Genomic DNA, 18,889 nt, shown 5'->3' on the forward strand with positions numbered 1-18,889 from the left:
CGGCAGGATGCGTACCGAGAGAAATACGGCATACACCCAAGCCGGGTAAGGGATTAGAAAATAATATCAATGGCCTCTAGCACATCTTGCTCCTGTTCGGATTGCCCGTTCAGGGAAATATCCTTCAACAGCACCGAAGGCTGTTCGCAAATTTGGGTGATGATCACGAGCAGGTCCTGAGCAAAATTGTCGATCAGATTGAGCGTAAACAACTTGGTGGCATATTCAAACTGCCCGTTCATTCCCTCATCCAGCAACGAAATGACCAAGGTAAGATCAAATTGAGAAACCGTATGAGTTTCCGGATAAGATTCGATCTTGATATCCCCGAAGCTTTGAACGTTATCTTCCTTGGTTTCCAGAGCAAACATGACATCGAATACAGGATTGCGGCTTTGATCTCGCGGCGCCTGCAGCTTTTTCACAAGCTCCTCGAACGGATAATCCTGGTGGTCGTAGGCCCCCAGCATCGTTTCTTTGACTTCGTTCAAGTAAGCGAGGAACGTCTTCTCCCCGGACGGATAATGGCGAATCGCCAAAGTGTTGACAAACATTCCGATGAGCGGCTCCAGGTCGGCATGTGTGCGGCCCGAAACCGGCGTGCCTACAATGAAGTCTTCTTGTCCCGAGTACTTGCTGAGCAGGATTGAATAGGCCGCCAATAACACCATATAAAGGGTGGCACCGTTCTCATCGGCGATGCGCTGCAAGCTGTCGGTCATCTGCTTGTCGATGCTGAAAGGCAGCACATCTCCCTCAAAGCTGCGAGCGGCAGGTCTGACAAAGTCCGTAGGCAGTTCAAGCGTCGGCAGTTCGCCTTCCAGCACGTCCAGCCAGTAGGCTTCCTGACGTTTCAGCCGCTCTTTTACAGGTTCGGACTGCTGCCAAGCGGCGAATTCCTTGTATTGAATCCGAAGCGGTTCCAGAGTCTCGCCGTTATACAGGCGCAGCAGCTCTTCGACGAAGATGCCCATCGACATGCCATCCGTGACGATATGATGAATGTCCAGCATGAGCAGATGCCGTTCCGCTTCCCATTCGACTAAGCCCACACGCAGCAGCGGCGGCCGCTCCAAATCAAAGACGCGCACAAAGCCGTCTACGATGCTTTTCGTTTCACTTTCCGTCGCTTTCGTATACTCGACGGCAAACTTCAAGTCCGGATAAATCCGTTGTACTGGTTCGCCGTCGACCATTTCGAAGCCGGTTCGCAAAATTTCGTGACGAGCTATCAATCCTTTGAGCGCCGCCTCGAATTGATTCCGTTCCAAGCGCCCGACGAGAACCGTCATGCCGGACATGTTGTAGCTAAGCTCGGCGCCTTCCATCTGCTGCTGGATGTACAGCCGTTTTTGCACGGAGGAAAGCGGATAGTAATCCCTCTTATCCAGAACCGGAATGGAGAGGTGTTCCTGCCGCTCCAATTGGCCGATCGCTTCGGCCATCGCTTCGATGGTCGAGTGCCGGAACACATCGCGCAGCGGCAGGTCCACGCTCAGCTCCTTGTGCACCTTGCTGACCAGCGTCGTCGCCCGCAGGGAGTGCCCGCCGAGGTCGAAGAAGTTGTCCGTCACGCCAATCGTGACCGGCCCGAGCACGTCCTGCCAGATGGCGGCCAGTTTCGCCTCCAGTTCGGTGCGCGGCGCCACGTATTCGCGGCCTGCGCTTGCTCCCCCTTCCGGCGCCGGCAGCGCCTTCCGGTCGATTTTCCCGTTCGGCGTCAGAGGCAGGCGCTCCAGCTCGACGAAGTACGACGGGATCATGTAACCCGGCAGCTCGCTGGCAATCGCCCGTTTCAGGTCCGCCGCCGTCAGGCCTTCTTCCGCTGTATAATAAGCGCACAAAGCTTTCTGACCTTCTTGATCTTCCCTGACGACGACGACCGCTTCCTTCACGCCACCTACACTCAGCAGCTTCGCTTCGACTTCGCCCGTCTCAATCCGGTACCCCCGAATTTTCGCCTGGTTGTCGATCCGGCCGATGAAGTCCACGTTGCCGTCTTCCATCCACCGCGCCAAGTCTCCCGTGCGGTACAGCCGCTCGCCCGCGGCGAATGGGCTGTCTACGAACTTCTCTTCCGTCAGCTCCGGACGGTTCAAGTACCCGCGCGCCACGCCGACTCCGCCGATGACCAGCTCGCCCAGCACCCCGACCGGCACCGGGTTCAGATGCGCGTCCACGATGTAGAATTTCGCATTCAGCCACGCTTTGCCGATCGGCACATGGCCTGTCTGCGGCAGCTTCGTCAGCGGCTCGTCGTAGAAACTTGAGTCGATCGCCGCTTCCGTCACGCCGTAGGCGTTGATGATCCGGAACAACGAGCCGAAGCGTTCCTGCAAGGTCCGGTAATCCGCCACGCTGCAGCTGTCCGAGCTCGTGATCAACAGCTCCATCCAGCTCATATCCAGCCGCTGATCGTGCACGTACTCCAGGAACGGCACGATCAGCGCCGGCGTCGATTCGAAGATGGTGACCCGCTCCCGCTCCATCCAGTGGTGCAGACGAGACGGATCGATCCGGTCGTCCTTCGGCACAATCACCATCGTGCCTCCGTTGTACAGCGTCCGCGCGATATCTCCCACGAACACGTCGAACGAGAAGCTTGCGAGCTGCAGCAGCCGCACCGGGAACTGATCCAACCGGTATTCCCGCCGGTAGCCCGCCGCCGTGTTCACCAGGCTGCGGTGCTCGATCATCACGCCCTTCGGCTTGCCCGTCGTTCCCGACGTGTAGATCACGTACGCCAGATCCTCCGGACGGCATTCGTGCAAGTGATCATCCGCTTCCAGCGGCGCATTCGCCCGCTTGTCGCTGTACGACGCTTCGTCGTCCAGGTACAGCACCGCCGCCAGCGCCAGCTCCTCTTCGCCGAGCCAGGCTTCGGCGCGCTCTCGCAGCGGCGTTTGCGTCAGCAGCACCTTCGCTCCGCTGTCTTCGAGCATGAACCGCACGCGCTCCGCCGGGTAATCCGGGTCGAGCGGCACATACGCCCCGCCCGCTTTCCAGATGGCCAGCACGGCCACCAGCAAGTCCACCGAACGCTCGGCGAGAATGCCGACGATCGACTCCCGGCCGATGCCGCTTGCGCGCAGCGTGGCCGCCAAGCGATTCGCCCGCTCGTTCAGCTCCGCATACGTCAGCCGGTCATTCTCGTACACGACGGCCGCCGCTTCCGGCGTGCGCTCCGCCTGTTCCTCAAACAGCCGGTGGAACGCGGCCGCAGGAGCCGCTTCCGGCTGCGCCGGGTTAAACGCGCCGAGAATTTGTTCTTTTTCCTCTGCCGTCAGCAAGTTCAGCTCGGCAATAGTCGCCGACGGGTTGCGGAGAATGGATTCAAGCAGCTGCAAGTAGTGAGCGGCCAATTTCTCCACCGTTTCGGTTTTATAAAGAGCAGTGGCGTATTCAAACAGATATTCCAAGCCTTCCTCGATCTCCGTGACGTCCAAGCTGAGATCGAATTTAGAAACAATTTCTTCGCTGGCATACGTCGACAAATGGAGTCCGGGAAGCTGGATTTCCAAATTCTCTGTATTCTGCAAAGCAAACATCGTATCGAACAGCGGATTGCGGCTTAAATCGCGAGCCACGTTCACCTTACCCACCAGTTCCTCAAACGGATAATTCTGATGTTCAAAAGCGCCCAGCGTCGTCTCCTTGATTTCCTTCAAGTAGTCAAGGAACGTCTTACCGGCAGCCGGATAACTGCGGATGGCCAGGGTATTGACGAACATCCCGATCAGCGGCTGAACGTCGCTGTGATTTCTTCCCGCAATCGGCGTACCGACCACCACGTCTTCTTGCCCCGTATATTTATGCAATAATATTGTATAACCAGCAAGCAGAACCATGTAAAGCGTTGCCCCGTTCTCGGCTGCAAGCCGTTTCAGACCCTCGCTTTTCTCGCTATGCATAAATAATTGCAGCGTGCGGCCCTCGTAGCTCTGCATAGCCGGGCGCGGATAGTCCATCGGCAATTCCAAAACCGGCAACTCTCCGCGGAACATGTCGAGCCAGTAGGCTTCCTGCTTGGCAAGCTGAGCTTTCTGCTCGTCCGATTGCTGCCATACCGCATAATCTTTGTACTGAATGCGGAGCGGCTCCAACTGCTCCCCGCTGTACAAGCGGACGAACTCTTCGATCAGTACGTCAATCGAAACGCCGTCAGATACGATATGATGCGTATCGAACATTAGAATGTGCCGGTCTGGCGCCAGTTCGGCAAGGCCCACCCGCAGAAGTGGCGGCTTCGCTAGATCAAACGGACGAACGAATTGGCGCACCGTTTCTTCCGCCTGCTCCCCGCTGATCTGCACATATTCCACCTGGAAGGCGGCTTCTTCGTAAATCCGCTGAACCGCTTCGCCTTTTACCATCTCAAAGCCGGTACGCAGCGTTTCATGACGAGCTACGAGCCCGCGGAACGCTTCTTCAAAACGCTGCCGGTCGAGCTCCCCTTCGAGCAGCATAGCTCCCGGTATGTTGTAGCTCAGCTCGGCTCCTTCCAGCTGGTTCAAGATATAGAGACGTTTCTGAGCGGAAGAGAGTGGATAATACTCGCTAGGTTCCGCAGCCGGAATAGCCGTGAACGAGCCGATCTCCAGCCGCTCCATAGCCGCGGCCATTTCCTCAACCGTCGAGTAGCGGAATACGTCGCGAAGCGGGAATTCAACGCCTAGCTCCTTATACATTTTGCTGACAAGCGTCGTCGCCCGCAGGGAGTGTCCGCCGAGGTCGAAGAAGTTGTCCGTCACGCCTACCGCATTCTCCCGAACAAGCACATCCTGCCAAATGGCGGCCAGCTTCGCCTCCAGTTCGGTGCGCGGCGCCACGTATTCGCGGCCTCCGCCTGCTCCCCCTTCCGGTGCCGGCAGCGCCTTCCGGTCGATCTTTCCGTTCGGCGTCAGAGGCAGACGCTCCAGCTCCACGAAGTACGACGGGATCATGTACCCCGGTAGCTCGCTGGCAATCGCCCGCTTCAGGTCCGCCGCCGTCAAGCCTTCTTCCGCTGTATAATAAGCGCACAAAGCTTTCTGACCTTCTTGATCTTCCCTGACGACGACGACCGCTTCCTTCACGCCACCTACACTCAGCAGCTTCGCTTCGACTTCGCCCGTCTCAATCCGGTACCCCCGGATTTTCGCCTGGTTGTCGATCCGGCCGATGAAGTCCACGTTCCCGTCCTCCATCCACCGCGCCAAGTCTCCCGTGCGATACAGCCGCTCGCCCGCGGCGAACGGGCTGTCTACGAACTTCTCTTCTGTCAGCTCCGGACGGTTCAAGTACCCGCGCGCTACCCCGACTCCGCCGATAACCAGCTCGCCCAGCACCCCGACCGGCACCGGGTTCAGATGCGCGTCCACGATGTAGAATTTCGCATTCAGCCACGCTTTGCCGATCGGCACATGGCCTGTCTGCGGCAGCTTCGTCAGCGGCTCGTCGTAGAAACTTGAGTCGATTGCAGCTTCCGTCACGCCGTAAGCATTGATGATCCGGAACAACGAGCCGAAGCGTTCCTGCAAGGTCCGGTAATCCGCCACGCTGCAGCTGTCCGAGCTCGTGATCAACAGCTCCATCCAGCTCATATCCAGTTGCTGCTCGTGCACGTACTCCAGGAACGGCACGATCAGCGCCGGCGTCGATTCGAAGATGGTGACCCGCTCCCGCTCCATCCAGTGGTGCAGACGAGATGGATCGATCCGGTCGTCCTTCGGCACAATCACCATCGTGCCTCCGTTGTACAGCGTCCGCGCGATATCTCCCACGAACACGTCGAACGAGAAGCTTGCGAGCTGCAGCAGCCGCACCGGGAACTGATCCAACCGGTATTCCCGCCGGTAGCCCGCCGCCGTGTTCACCAGGCTGCGGTGCTCGATCATCACGCCCTTCGGCTTGCCCGTCGTTCCCGACGTGTAGATCACGTACGCCAGGTCCTCCGGACGGCATTCGTGCAAGTGATCATCCGCTTCCAGCGGCGCATTCGCCCGCTCGTCGCTGTACGACGCTTCGTCGTCCAGGTACAGCACTGCCGCCAGCGCCAGCTCCTCTTCGCCGAGCCAGGCTTCGGCACTTTCTCGCAGCGGCGTTTGCGTCAGCAGCACCTTCGCTCCGCTGTCTTCAAGCATGAACCGCACGCGCTCCGCCGGGTAATCCGGGTCGAGCGGCACATACGCCCCGCCCGCTTTCCAGACGGCCAGCACGGCCACCAGCAAGTCCACCGAACGCTCGGCGAGAATGCCGACGATCGTCTCCCGGCCGATGCCGCTTGCACGCAGCGTGGCCGCCAAGCGATTCGCCCGCTCGTTCAGCTCCGCATACGTCAGCCGGTCATTCTCGTACACGACAGCTGCCGCTTCCGGCGTGCGTTCCGCCTGTTCCTCGAACAGCCGGTGGAACGCGGCCGCAGGAGCCGCTTCCGGCTGCGCCGGGTTAAACGCGCCAAGAATTTGCTCTTTTTCCGCCGCCGTCAAAAGCTCCAACTGATTCACGCGGATGTTCGGGTTAGCCGCAACCTTCTCCAGTGCCCGGGCAAAATGACCGTGGATCAGCCTGATGTCTTCCTCTCTGAACGTCAGCGCATTGTACGTAAACCGCAGCAAAATATGCTCTTCCGGAATGACGGTAATGTCCAGGTCGTAGTTCGTTTGCTCCGGCGACTGGATATTAGCGATTTTCAGCGCTTCTTTGTCTCCGCCGACGACCTGCTCAATCTGTTCTTCCATCGGATAATTTTCAAAGACCATGATATGGTTGATCAAGTTGCGCTTTTGCTCGCTCAGCGACTGAATTTCGAACAGCGGGAACGTTTCGTAAGCTCCCGATGCCAGCGCTTGATCCTGGGTTTTTCTCAAGATATCGGCTACCGTCTCCTCGGCTTTGCCTTGAATACGGACCGGGATCGTATTAATAAACAGGCCGATCATGCTTTCGATGCCCGGAATTTCCGCCGGACGCCCGGATACGACGGAGCCGAATACGACATCCTCGCTGTTGTTGTATACCTGCAGAACCAGTCCCCATACGGTCTGCATGAACGTATTGAGCGTCACCTGCTGCTGGCGCGCCACCCGCTCGATTTGCCCAGTCAGTTCCTTGCTGAGTTCCACATCGATTTCAGCCGCTTCAAAAGCGCCCTGCTTCAGCTGCGTTTTCTCCTGGGGCAGCTTGGTCTGCTGATCGTAACCCGCCAAATACTCGGACCAGTAACGCGAAGCTTTCGCGGCATCTTGAACTTCCAGCCATTCGATATACCGGGAGTACGAGGTAACCGGCGGAAGCTCCAGCGTCCGCTTCTCCTGGAACGCGAAGTAGGTGTCGAACACTTCCTTGATCATGAAGGACATGCACCAGCCGTCCATCAAAATGTGATGGTGACTCCAGATCACATGGTAGGACTCGTCGCCCGTGCGCAAAACTGTCACGCGCATAAGAGAGCCTCGGGCCAAATCGAACTTGTTCGCTTTATCCGCGCTGACGAAATCGGCTATCGTCTTCTCCGGGTCTTCATCGCTTACCGAGCGAATATCTTCGAAGTACACTTCACACTTCCGCTCGCGGAATACCACTTGAATCGGCTCGTCTCTCCAGCCGGTAATAAAGTTGGTCCGCAGCGCCTCATTCCGCTGCACCAGCGTATCCAATCCTTGGGTGAAGGCTTCGACATTCAGGCTTCCGTACAGATCGAAGGTCACCTGTTCGAAGTAAGCTTCCGAATCGGCATCCAGTAGGCTGTGGAACAACATCCCTTTTTGCAGCGGAGTCAGGGTGTATATATTCTCCAGTTCGCCGAGCGCCGCCGTATGTTCAGCCAGCCGCTCCAGTTCCTCCAACGTCACATCTTGAAGCAGTACGTCGCTAGGCGTAAGCTCCGGCCGCTCTTTCGATACGCAATGGCTGATGACTTCACGCAAGCTCGAATGAAGCAGGGTGCCCAGGCGCTCTACCGTTTCCCGTTTATACTGGGTTTCCCCATAACGGATCGTGAGTTCCTGCACTCCTTCCGACACCATACCGTTGATATCGAGGACATAATCCATCACTGCATTCGGGCTTGAATCGGAGCCCGGGCTGAACGGAGACGGCCTCGAGCCGCTGCTTTCGTAATCCTGGTCGAACTGACCCAAATAGTTAAAGCTGATCTCCGGCTCCAAAGCGAAGCGCTCGCCGTCACGCGGCGCCGACAAATAACGCAGGATGCCGTAGCCGATTCCTTTGTTCGGAATGCGGCGCAAGCTTTCTTTAACCTGTTTCACCTGATGACCGAGCGCCTGGGCGTGACCCGGCTCCAGAACGACAGGGAATTGGCTTGTAAACCAGCCTACCGTGCGCGTAATGTCCACATCCGGCAAAATATCTTCCCTGCCGTGGCCTTCGAGATTCACCAGCACGCGTTCCCGGCCGCTCCAAGCTTGTAAAGCGAGGCCAAGCGCGGCAAGCAGCAAATCGTTCATTTCCGTATGGTAAGCACGGTGTGCCTGCTTCAGCAGCTGTTCGGTTTCCTCCGCCGTCCAGCGAACGGTCACGAGCCCGCTGTCCTTCAGCTTGGATCTGCCTTGTTCAAAATCTTTCGGAAGCGGCTCATAGGTCAATTGCTCGATATGCTGCCAATACTCTCTCTCGCTTTCCATCGCCGGACCGTTCGCATAATCAGCGAGCTGTTTCGCCCACGTTTGGAATGAATCCGTTTTGAGCGGCAGACGGATCGGCTGCCCTTGCAGCGCCTGCTCATAGCCGGCAGCAAAATCCTCAAGCAGAATCCGCCAGGATACGCCGTCTACGACCAAGTGGTGGATCGCGATGAGCAGGTGGTCGCCGTCGTCGCAGCGGAACAAGCCGAGCTTCACCAGCGGACCGTTTTCCAGATCGATGCTCGCTTGAATGTCATTCGCCTTAGCCTCTACCGCTTCTTTCACGTCGCCGACTCCCTTGAAATCGACAACTTCCAGATCGAACAGCGCTTCGTTCTCCCCGGCGCCGCGGTTCCAGGCGGTATAGCCGTTCTCGGTTTGGCGGTAAACCGTACGGAGAGCATCGTGATGCACGACAAGCTGACGCACCGCTTGGCGTAAAGCTTCTTCGTCAAAGCCTTGCTTGGAGAACTGCATGAACGCCTGGTTGCTGTGATGCACGTCGGCCGGATTTTGTTCAAAGAACCAGCGCTGAATCGGGGTCAAGCTGACCTCTCCCGTCACTTCGGCCTGGCTTGCCGTTCTCTCCGCCGTTTGCAGCTGCAAACTAAGGGCGGAAATCGTCGGATAATGGAACAAATCTTTCATGACCAGCTTGTACCCCGTTTGCAAAAGACGGGACGATACCTGCAAGGCCTTGATCGAATCGCCGCCGAGCGCAAAGAAATTGTCCATCGTGCCGACCTGATCCACGCCCAGCACCGACTGCCAGACCGACGCAAGTGCTTGCTCGGCAGGAGTACGAGGCGCCGTGTATGCAGCCTCGGCACGAATGCTTCCTTCCGGTACAGGCAGGGCTTTACGGTCGATCTTCCCGTTCGGCGTAAGCGGCATTTGATCCAGGCGCATGATGCGCGAAGGCACCATATGGGAAGGCAGCGCGGCGTCCAGATGGGCCACAAGCCCTTCCAGATCGAAGCTGGAATCCGCTACGACATACCCGCACAAATATTTCTGCCCCCGCTCGTCCGTCCGGTCGATGACAAGCGCTTGGCGCACGCCGGCAAAATTTTTCATGGCCGCTTCAATTTCACCAAGCTCGATCCGATAGCCGCGAATTTTCACCTGGTTGTCGATCCGGCCGATGAAGTCCACGTTGCCGTCCGGCATCCAGCGCGCCAGGTCGCCCGTCCGGTACAGCCGCTCCCCAGCGGCGAACGGGCTGTCTACGAATTTCTCCGCCGTCAAATCCGGACGGTTCAAGTAACCGCGGGCCACACCCGCTCCGCCGATAACCAGCTCGCCCAACACCCCGATCGGCACCGGCTTCAGATTCGCATCCACGATGTAGAACTTGGCGTTCAGCCACGCTTTCCCGATCGGCACGCTGCCCGTCTTCGGCAGCTTCTCCAGCGGCTCGTCATAGAAGCTGGAGTCAATCGCCGCTTCCGTTACGCCGTAGCTGTTAATAATACGGAACTGCGAGCCGAAGCGCTCCTGCAAGGTGCGGTAATCCGCTACGCTGCACGCATCCGAGCTTGTGATCAGCAGTTGCATCGAGCTGAGGTCCAGACCATCGGCATGTACATGCTCCATGAACGGCACGATCAGCGCCGGAGTCGATTCGAACACCGTCACGGCGTAGTCGCGAATCCAGCCGTAGAGGCGGGTTGGATCAATGCGGTCGTCCTTCGGCACGATGACCATGGTGCCGCCGTTGTACAGCGTCCGCGCAATGTCGCCGACGAACACGTCGAACGAGAAGCTGGCGAGCTGCAGCAGCCGGATCGGGAACTGATCCAACTGGTATTCCCGACGGTAGCCCGCCGCCGTGTTCACCAGGCTGCGGTGCTCGATCATCACGCCCTTCGGCTTGCCCGTCGTACCGGAGGTGTAGATGACGTAAGCCAAATCGCGCGGCTTGTTCACATTCGTCGGATTCGATGCGAGATCCGCCGCTAGTACATTTTTCTCGGCTTCTGCCGTGGCGGACGTTTCGGCAGCAGCCGCTCCCGCCGCTCCGAGGCTGTACGTCGCGGCGTCGTCAAGCGCAAGCACCGTTTGCAGCACTAGAGCTCCGTCGCTGCGCCAAGCTTCCGCCTGCTCCAGCAGGCGGGTCTGCGTGAGCAGCACCGACGCCCCGCTGTCCGCGAGCATATACTCGATCCGCTCCGCCGGATAGTCCGGGTCGAGTGGCACATAAGCGCCGCCCGCTTTCCATACGGCGAGCACCCCGATCAACAGCTCCGCCGAACGGCCGGCCAGAATGCCGACCACCTGCTCCGGCTTCACCCCGCGCGCCCGCAGTGCATACGCCAGACGATTCGCTTTGGCGTTCAGCTCCGCATACGTCAGCTTGCTGTCTTCGTAGACAACCGCCAGCGCTCCCGGAGTGCGCTCCGCCTGCTCCTCGAACAGCTCGTGGAACGTTCTCTCTCTCCACGACTCATCCGCTTCCAAACCTGTACCCTCTGCGGCGGGTTGCTTCGCAAGAGCCGAAGACGACACGTCAAACCCGACCAGCAAATCATGCTTTTCGCTGTCCGTCAAGATATCCAAATCCGAAATCCGCGCACCCGGCTGAGCCAGGATCGACGCCAAAAGCTGCTCGTAATGTCCCGCCAGCCGTACCATCGTTTCCTGTCTAAACAACGAGGTAGCGTACTCGATCTTGCAAACCAGCTCGTTATCGGCTTCCACGATATCAAAGCTAAGATCAAACTTTGCCGTCTTTTCCTCGATGTCGAACAGCGACCATTGCAAGCCTTCCAGGGTTAAATCCAAGCTTTCGTGCTTTTGCAAAGAAAACATGGTGTCAAACAGAGGATTCCGGCTTAAATCCCGGCTCACCTGAAGAGCTTCCACCAGCTCCTCGAACGGATAGTCCTGGTGCTCGTAGGCTCCAAGCGTCGTTTCCTTCACTTCCTGCAAGTAATCCAGGAACGTCCGCTCCGCCGCCGGACCCAAGCGAAGGGCCAGCGTATTGACGAACATGCCGATAATCGGCTGCAGGTCGGCGTGAGAACGGGCGGCAATCGGAGTGCCGACCACTATATCTTCCTGTCCCGCGTATTTATGAAGCAATACGGAGTACGCAGCCAGCAGAAGCATGTACAGCGTCGCCCCCGAATCGCCGGCAAGCCGTTTGAGAGCTTCGCTTTTCTCCGCATCCAGCGTAAACGTGAGCGTTTGACCGTCAAACTGCTGGACGGCCGGGCGGGAGAAGTCGAGAGGCAACTCAAGAACCGGAAGCTCGGAGCTGAATACCCCGCGCCAGTATTCCTCCTGCCGTTTGATGCGCTGGCGCTGCTCCTCGGATTGCTGCCAAACGGCGTAATCCTTGTATTGAATCCGCAGCTCCGGCAATTCTTCCCCATTGTAAAGCCGCACGAATTCGCGCAACAGCACGTCCATGGAAAGGCCGTCGGAACCAATATGATGAATATCCAGCGCGAGCAGGAATTTCTCTTTCTCCAGTTCGATCAGCAGGGCGCGCAGCAAAGGCGGCTGGGTCAAGTCAAAAGGCTGAATGAAGCCTTCAAGAATGGCCGCAACCTGATCTTCGCTTGCTTGAAGCTTCTCGACCTTGAAAGCTACGAGCGGATGAATACGCTGAACTGGCTCCCCATTCACGATTTCAAAACCGGTGCGCAGCATATCGTGCCGGGCCACCAAAGTAGTCAGCGCCTTTTCCACTTTGGCCTCGTTCAAAGCCCCTTCCAATTGCAAGGCGCTTGGGAGGTTGTAATTCAGCTCCGAGCTATCCAACTGGTGCAGGACGTACAGCCTTTTTTGCGCGGAGGAAACCGGATAGTACGCTTTCTCTTCCGCTTTCGGAATCGAGCTGTGCCGTGTTTCTTCCAAGCTGGCAATAGCCCCGGCCATCGACTCTACCGTCGTATAGCGGAACACATCGCGCAGCGGAAATTCGACGTTCATTTCCTTCTGAATCTTGCTGACAAGGTTCGTCGCCCGCAAGGAGTGGCCTCCGAGCTCGAAGAAATTGTCCAGGACTCCAATGCCGGAGTAACCCAGCACTTCCTCCCATATCTTCACAAGCTGGGACTCCGTCCGGTTACGCGGCGCTACGTATTCGACGCCCGTTTGCAAGCCGCCTTGCGGCTCCGGCAGCGCTTTGCGGTCCACTTTACCGTTGGACGTCAGCGGCATGCGCTCAAGCTGCAAGAAGTACGACGGGATCATGTACCCCGGCATTCCCTGGGCCAGCGAGGTTCTCATTTCGCTGACCGTCAGCGTCCGGTCCGCCACAAAGTAGGCGACAAGCGCCTTCTCGCCCCCGCCGTCCTGACGGGCGAGCACCACCGCTTCTTCCACGCCCTCGACGTTCAGAAGCTGCGTCTCGATTTCGTCCAGCTCGATCCGGTACCCGCGGATTTTGACCTGGTGGTCGATCCGGCCCAGGTATTCGATGTTGCCGTCCGGCAGCCAAGCCGCCAAGTCGCCCGAGCGGTACAGTTTCTCCCCCTCCGCAAACGGGGAATCGACGAACTTCTCCGCCGTCAGATCCGGACGGTTCAGGTATCCTCTCGCAAGGCCTTCCCCGGCCACGTACATTTCGCCCGCTACGCCGATCGGCACAGGGCGGCGGTTTTCATCAAGGACGTACACGCTCAGCGTCGGGATCGGCTTGCCGATATTGCTCTTCGCCGCCTCCATTTCGACCCACGTTATTTCCTTATACGTAACGTGAACCGTCGTCTCGGTAATGCCGTACATATTGATCAGCTTCGTCTCCGGGTACTTCGTCTTGAAGCCCTTGAGCAGCAGCGGACTCAGCGCTTCGCCCCCAAAGATCACATTGCGAATCCGCAAATCGTATGGATGATCCGTCAAGACCTCACGCAGCAGCTGGTAGAAGTACGTTGGCGTCTGGTTCAAAATGGTAACCTGTTCGCGGCCCAGCAGCGCCAGGAAATCGGCTGGACTTTTCGCCGTGAGCGGCGGTACGATGACCAGCTTGCCTCCGTACAGCAGCGCTCCGTACATTTCCCAGACGGAGAAATCGAAGCAGAACGAGTGGAACAGCGTCCACGTGTCGGACGGCCCGAAGTCGAACAGGTTCTTGTCGTTGAACAGGAGGCGCACGACGTTCTTATGCTCGATCAGCGTTCCTTTCGGTCTGCCAGTCGTTCCCGACGTGTAGATGACATAAGCCAGGTTGCCCGGCCCGGAAATCGGCTCCAGGTTCGAAGCGTCCCGCACATCGGCGGAGTCCGCCCCTCTGTCGCCCCAAACGAAATCGTCCAATTCGAGGCGCGTTCCTGCGAAGTCGGTCTTCTCGTGCAGATGCTTTTGAATCAGCAATAACGGCGCGCCCGAATCCTCGATCATGAAGCGGATGCGCTCCTCCGGGTAGTCGGGATCGACAGGCACGTATGCTCCGCCCGCTTTGAGAATCGCCAGAATGCCGACAACCATATCGAGCGAGCGTTCGGCCAGAATCGCTACCAGCTGGTCCGCTTCTACTCCCGTCTCCCGAAGCTTCCGCGCAAGGCGGTTGGATCGCTCGTTCAGCTCGCGGTAGGTCAGCTGCCGCTCGTTCATGACGGCGGCCACGTTGTCCGGATAAAGCTCCGCCTGCTCTTCAAACAAGCCGTGAATCGTCTGCTGCCGCGGGTAGTCCGCCTCCGAATCGTTGAAACCGCGCACCAACTCGCGGATTTCCTCCTCCGTGAGCATTTCCAGCGAGGCAATATCCCCGTCCGGCGCTGCTGCGATGGTTTCGAGCAGCTTGTTATAATGTCTGGCGAACCGCTCCGCGGTCTCTTGTTTATACAAAGCCGTAGCGTACTCCAACCGGCATTCGAGCTGACCGTCCAGCTCCGAAATATCCAGGAGCAGCTCGAACTTGGATGTTTGGTTTTCCAGTGGATAAAACGATTGCTCCAGCCCCTCGATGACAATTTGCTCGTTCTCCGTATTTTGTAGGGAGAAGAACGTGTCAAAGAGCGGATTCCGGCCGGTCGCGCGCGGAATGTGAAGACTTTCTACCAAGTCTTCGAACAAATAATTTTGGTGTTCGAAAGCCCCGAGCGTGATGTCCTTGATTTCTTCCAGGTACGAAAGGTACGGCTTGGAACGCTCCGGACGGCTGCGAATGGCCAGCGTGTTGATAAACATCCCTACGATCGGCTGCACTTCTTCCTGCGTTCTTCCGGCAATCGGCGTTCCTACGATCAGATCTTCCTGACCCGAATATTTATGCATAAGGATGGTGTAAGCCGACAGCAGCACCATGTACAGGGTCGTCCCTGTCCGTGCCGCCAGCTCTTTCAGCTTCTCCGTCCGATCTTTCTCGATATAAAACTTCACGGTTCGGCCGTCAAAGCTTTGCACCGCAGGCCGCGGGAAGTCCGTTGGTAGCTCCAAGACCGGCAGCTCGCCCGACAGCTGTTCCAGCCAATACTCCTTCTGCGGCTGGAGCATCTGCCCGTAAGCTTCGGAATGCTGCCAAACGGCATAATCTTTGTATTGAATGCGCAGCGGGGCCAGCTCCTCGCCCCGATACAGGCGGCTGAACTCGTCGAAGAGCAGCGCTGTCGAAATGCCGTCCGAGACGATATGGTGCATATCGAACAGCAGAATGTGGCGATCCTCGTCGACTTCGATCAGGCCGATGCGGAGAAGTGGCGGCTTGGTCAGATCAAATGGGTGATAGTAAGCTTCCACCACTTGGTCCACTTCCCGCTCGCTCGCTTGGAAATAATCTACAGCAAACTCCACCTCGTCATAGATGCGCTGGACAAGCTCGCCTTGAACCTGCTCGATCCCGGTACGCAGCGTCTCATGGCGCTGAATCAGCGCCCGGAACGCGTGCTCGACGCGCGTGCGGTCCAGCTTGCCTTCGAGAAGAAGCGCCGCCGACATATTGTAGCTGCGCTCGGCCCCGTCAAGCTGGCGCAGGACGTACAGACGCTTTTGCTCGGATGAAACCGGATAGTACTCGGCCTCAGCCGCCTTTGTAATCTCATACGTCTCCTGCTGCCTTAAACCGCCGATTCTTCGGGCCAGCTGTTCGATCGTGGTGTAGCGGAAAACTTCCCGCAGCGGAACCTCGACTTGCAGCTCTTTCCGAATCTTGGAAACCAGCGTGGAGGCCCGCAAGGAATGACCACCCAAGTCAAAGAAATCGTCTTGGACTCCAACTCGCGCAATACCCAGCACCTGCTTCCAAATGAGAGCAAGTCTTGTTTCCAGCGTTGTGCGAGGAGCCACATAGTCACGGCCTGCTTCTACCTCTCCGGTCGGTTCAGGCAGCGCTTTACGGTCAATTTTGCCGTTCGGCGTGAGCGGAAGCTTATCAAGAGACACCAGCCGGGCCGGGACCATATGGGCCGGCAGCTCTTGCTTCAATTGGGACAGCAGATCGCTCAGCTGCAAGGAAGCATCCGCCGCCACGTAGCCGCACAAATACTTTTGCCCTTGCTCATCCGTACGGTCGGTCACCACAGCCTGCTTGACGCCCGGGAAACGCAGCAGGGCCGTTTCAATTTCGCCGAGTTCGATCCGGAACCCGCGAATTTTCACCTGATAGTCGATCCGGCCGATGAAGTCGACGTTGCCGTCTTCCAGCCAGCGGGCCAAATCGCCTGTCCGGTACACACGTTCGCCCGGCACAAACGGGCTGTCCACAAACTTCTCGGCGGTTAGGTCCAGACGGTTCCAGTACCCGCGCGCCACCCCGGCGCCGCCTATGACAAGCTCGCCCGGAACCCCTACAGGAACTGGCTTTAACGCGGCATCGACAATGTAAAACCGGGCGTTCAGCCAAGCTTTGCCGATCGGCACATGACCCGACGGCGGCAGCTTATCCAGCGGCTCACCGTAAAAGCTGCTGTCAATGGCCGCTTCGGTAACGCCATAGCTGTTAATGATGCGGAATTGTCCGCCGAATCTTTCCTGCAGCAATCGGTAATCGGTGACACTGCAAGCATCCGAGCTGGTAATCAGCAACTGTATGGAGCTGACGTCCAGCCCTTCTTCATAAATATGCTGCATGAACGGCAGGATGAGCGCAGGCGTCGATTCGAATACCGTAATATTTTGGTCCCGAATCCAGCCGTATAAGAGGTTCGGATCAATCCGGTCATCCTTCGGCACAATCACCATCGTGCCTCCGTTATACAGCGTCCGCGCGATGTCTCCGACGAACACGTCAAACGAGAAGCTGGCCAGCTGCAGCAGCCGCACCGGAAACTGATCCAACCGGTACTCGCGACGGTACGCATCCGCCGTATTCACGAGACTACCGTGCTCGATCATGACGCCTTTCGGGCGTCCCGTCGTACCCGAGGTGTAAATCACATAAGCCAAGTCTTGCGGGGCGCTGCCGGCAGATTCAAATTCCACGGCTAAGGCATCCCCGTTATAAATCTGTTCATCGTCCATGGCATAGACAGCTTGAAGCTTCAGCCGGTCATCGGCCAACCAACCTCCGGCCCGCTCCAACAGATGACGCTGCGTAAGCAGCACCGTTGCTTCGCTATCGCTGAGCATGTACTCAATCCGCTCCGCCGGATAATCGGGGTCCAGCGGTACATAGGCTCCGCCGGCTTTCCAAACGGCGAGCACCCCGACCAGCAGTTCCACCGAACGCTCCGCCCAGATCCCCGTAATCGTCTCCCTTCCCACGCCCTGTTCGCGAAGGAGAGAAGCCAGCCGCTCGGCGCGTTCGTTCAATTCGCCGTAGGTCAGCTGTTTGTCCATGTAGACGACTGCCGGATGATCCGGAATTTCCAGGGCAAACTTTTCAACATACCGATGAAACGCTTCTCCCTCGCTCAGCCCTGCCACCGGCGGGTTAAAAACGTTGAGAATGCGGTGTCTCTCCTCATCGCTCAGCAGAGAAATCTCGCGTACCGGCAGTTCGGGAGTCTGAAGAAACTGGTCCAGAACGGTTACATACTGTTCCATAATCCGATCAATCTCGGCCGTCTCGAACAGGCCGGTACGATAGGAAGCATGGAGAATTACATGGCCTTCATTCAGCATATGGTCGAAGCGCAGCAGCAAATCGTCCATCTCGTGTCTAGCGAAGTGAGCCTCCAGGCGTACCTTGATTTCTTCGTACTCCACGATTTTCAAAGGCAGATATTCCAGAGACGTGCGGAACAGCCCCGAAAGATCGTTACGGCCGTGTTGTTCGCGTAAATCCTGGATCAATTGGTTATAAGGGTATTTCTGATACCGCAGATCCGCCGTATTCTCCTTGGAAACCGTTTGGATCAAGGAAAGCACGTGCCCGTCTGGATTCAGACGAATCCGCGTAGCCACGGTGCTGACGAACATGCCGATCGTTTCTTTTTCCTTCTTGCTGGTGCGATTGGCGAAAACCGTGCCGACCGGAACATCGGTGCTGTCGGTCAGCTTGTACAATAAGGCGTACATGGCGGACAGAAATAACGTATATAAGCTGACCTGATATTGTTCGCTGAAGGCCAGAATGCGTTCATACCGGGAACCGTCCAAAGTGATGGCCAGTTTATTGGATTCGCTGCCGATCGAGAATGGCGGATACGATTTAATGCCGGTCGTTTCAGGCAAAGTGTTGTACTTCGTCAGCCAGTATTCCTTGCCTTTTTGATAACGCTGCGATTGCTCATATTCACGCTCCGCGGAAATATAATCCAGATAGGAAGGGGCCTGGTAACTGCTGGAGATGCCTTTGCGCAGTTCCAGGTATTTTTCCATCACCGCATGCAGCAAAGCATTGACGGACAAGCCGTCGGCGATAATATGATTTACCGTCAAATTGAGCCATACTTGGCCGTTCGCAAAATGGATAATCGTAAATTGGTAGAGGTGTTCGTCGAACACGCTGGCCGGTTTTTCGCTTACTTCTTTCACCCAAGCATAGAATTGTTCGGTTGTGCCTATTTCGAGGCGGCTTATCCTAGCTTGGACATTCTCCGGCTCTTCGAACCACTGCGTTGGATTTTGCAAATCCCCGCTAATGCGGATTCGGAAAACGTCATAGGTTTTGACGATCTCTGCCGCCGCTTGCTCCAGAAGCTGTATGTTGATCTCGCCCGTAATCTGGTAGGTCGCGGAAAGCATCGTGATGGACGTTCCCGGATTCATAATTTCCATGAACCATATTCGGCGCTGGGCTTGCGTTAATCCATATTGCTCGTTGGTATTCTCTCTCACATCGACACACTCCCGGTTTAGAGATTCTTTATAGATAGGCTTTGTACCTAGATGTCACTTAGTCACTCTTAGAAGAACCGCGCAGGCCATTCCCG

1 protein-coding gene is annotated in these 18,889 nt (G+C 57.3%); it reads right to left on the reverse strand.

The features are described from left to right. Nucleotides 1-53 precede the first annotated feature (53 nt). Nucleotides 54-18,794 (reverse strand): non-ribosomal peptide synthetase, encoded by an 18,741-nt coding sequence (locus T3H97_RS22630; protein ID WP_328800953.1) that lies wholly within the window; start codon nt 18,792-18,794, stop codon nt 54-56. Nucleotides 18,795-18,889: the final 95 nt, after the last annotated feature.

The sequence above is a fragment of the Paenibacillus sp. LX16 genome (assembly GCF_036252815.1).
GTDB classification, from domain to species: domain Bacteria; phylum Bacillota; class Bacilli; order Paenibacillales; family Paenibacillaceae; genus Paenibacillus; species Paenibacillus polymyxa_B.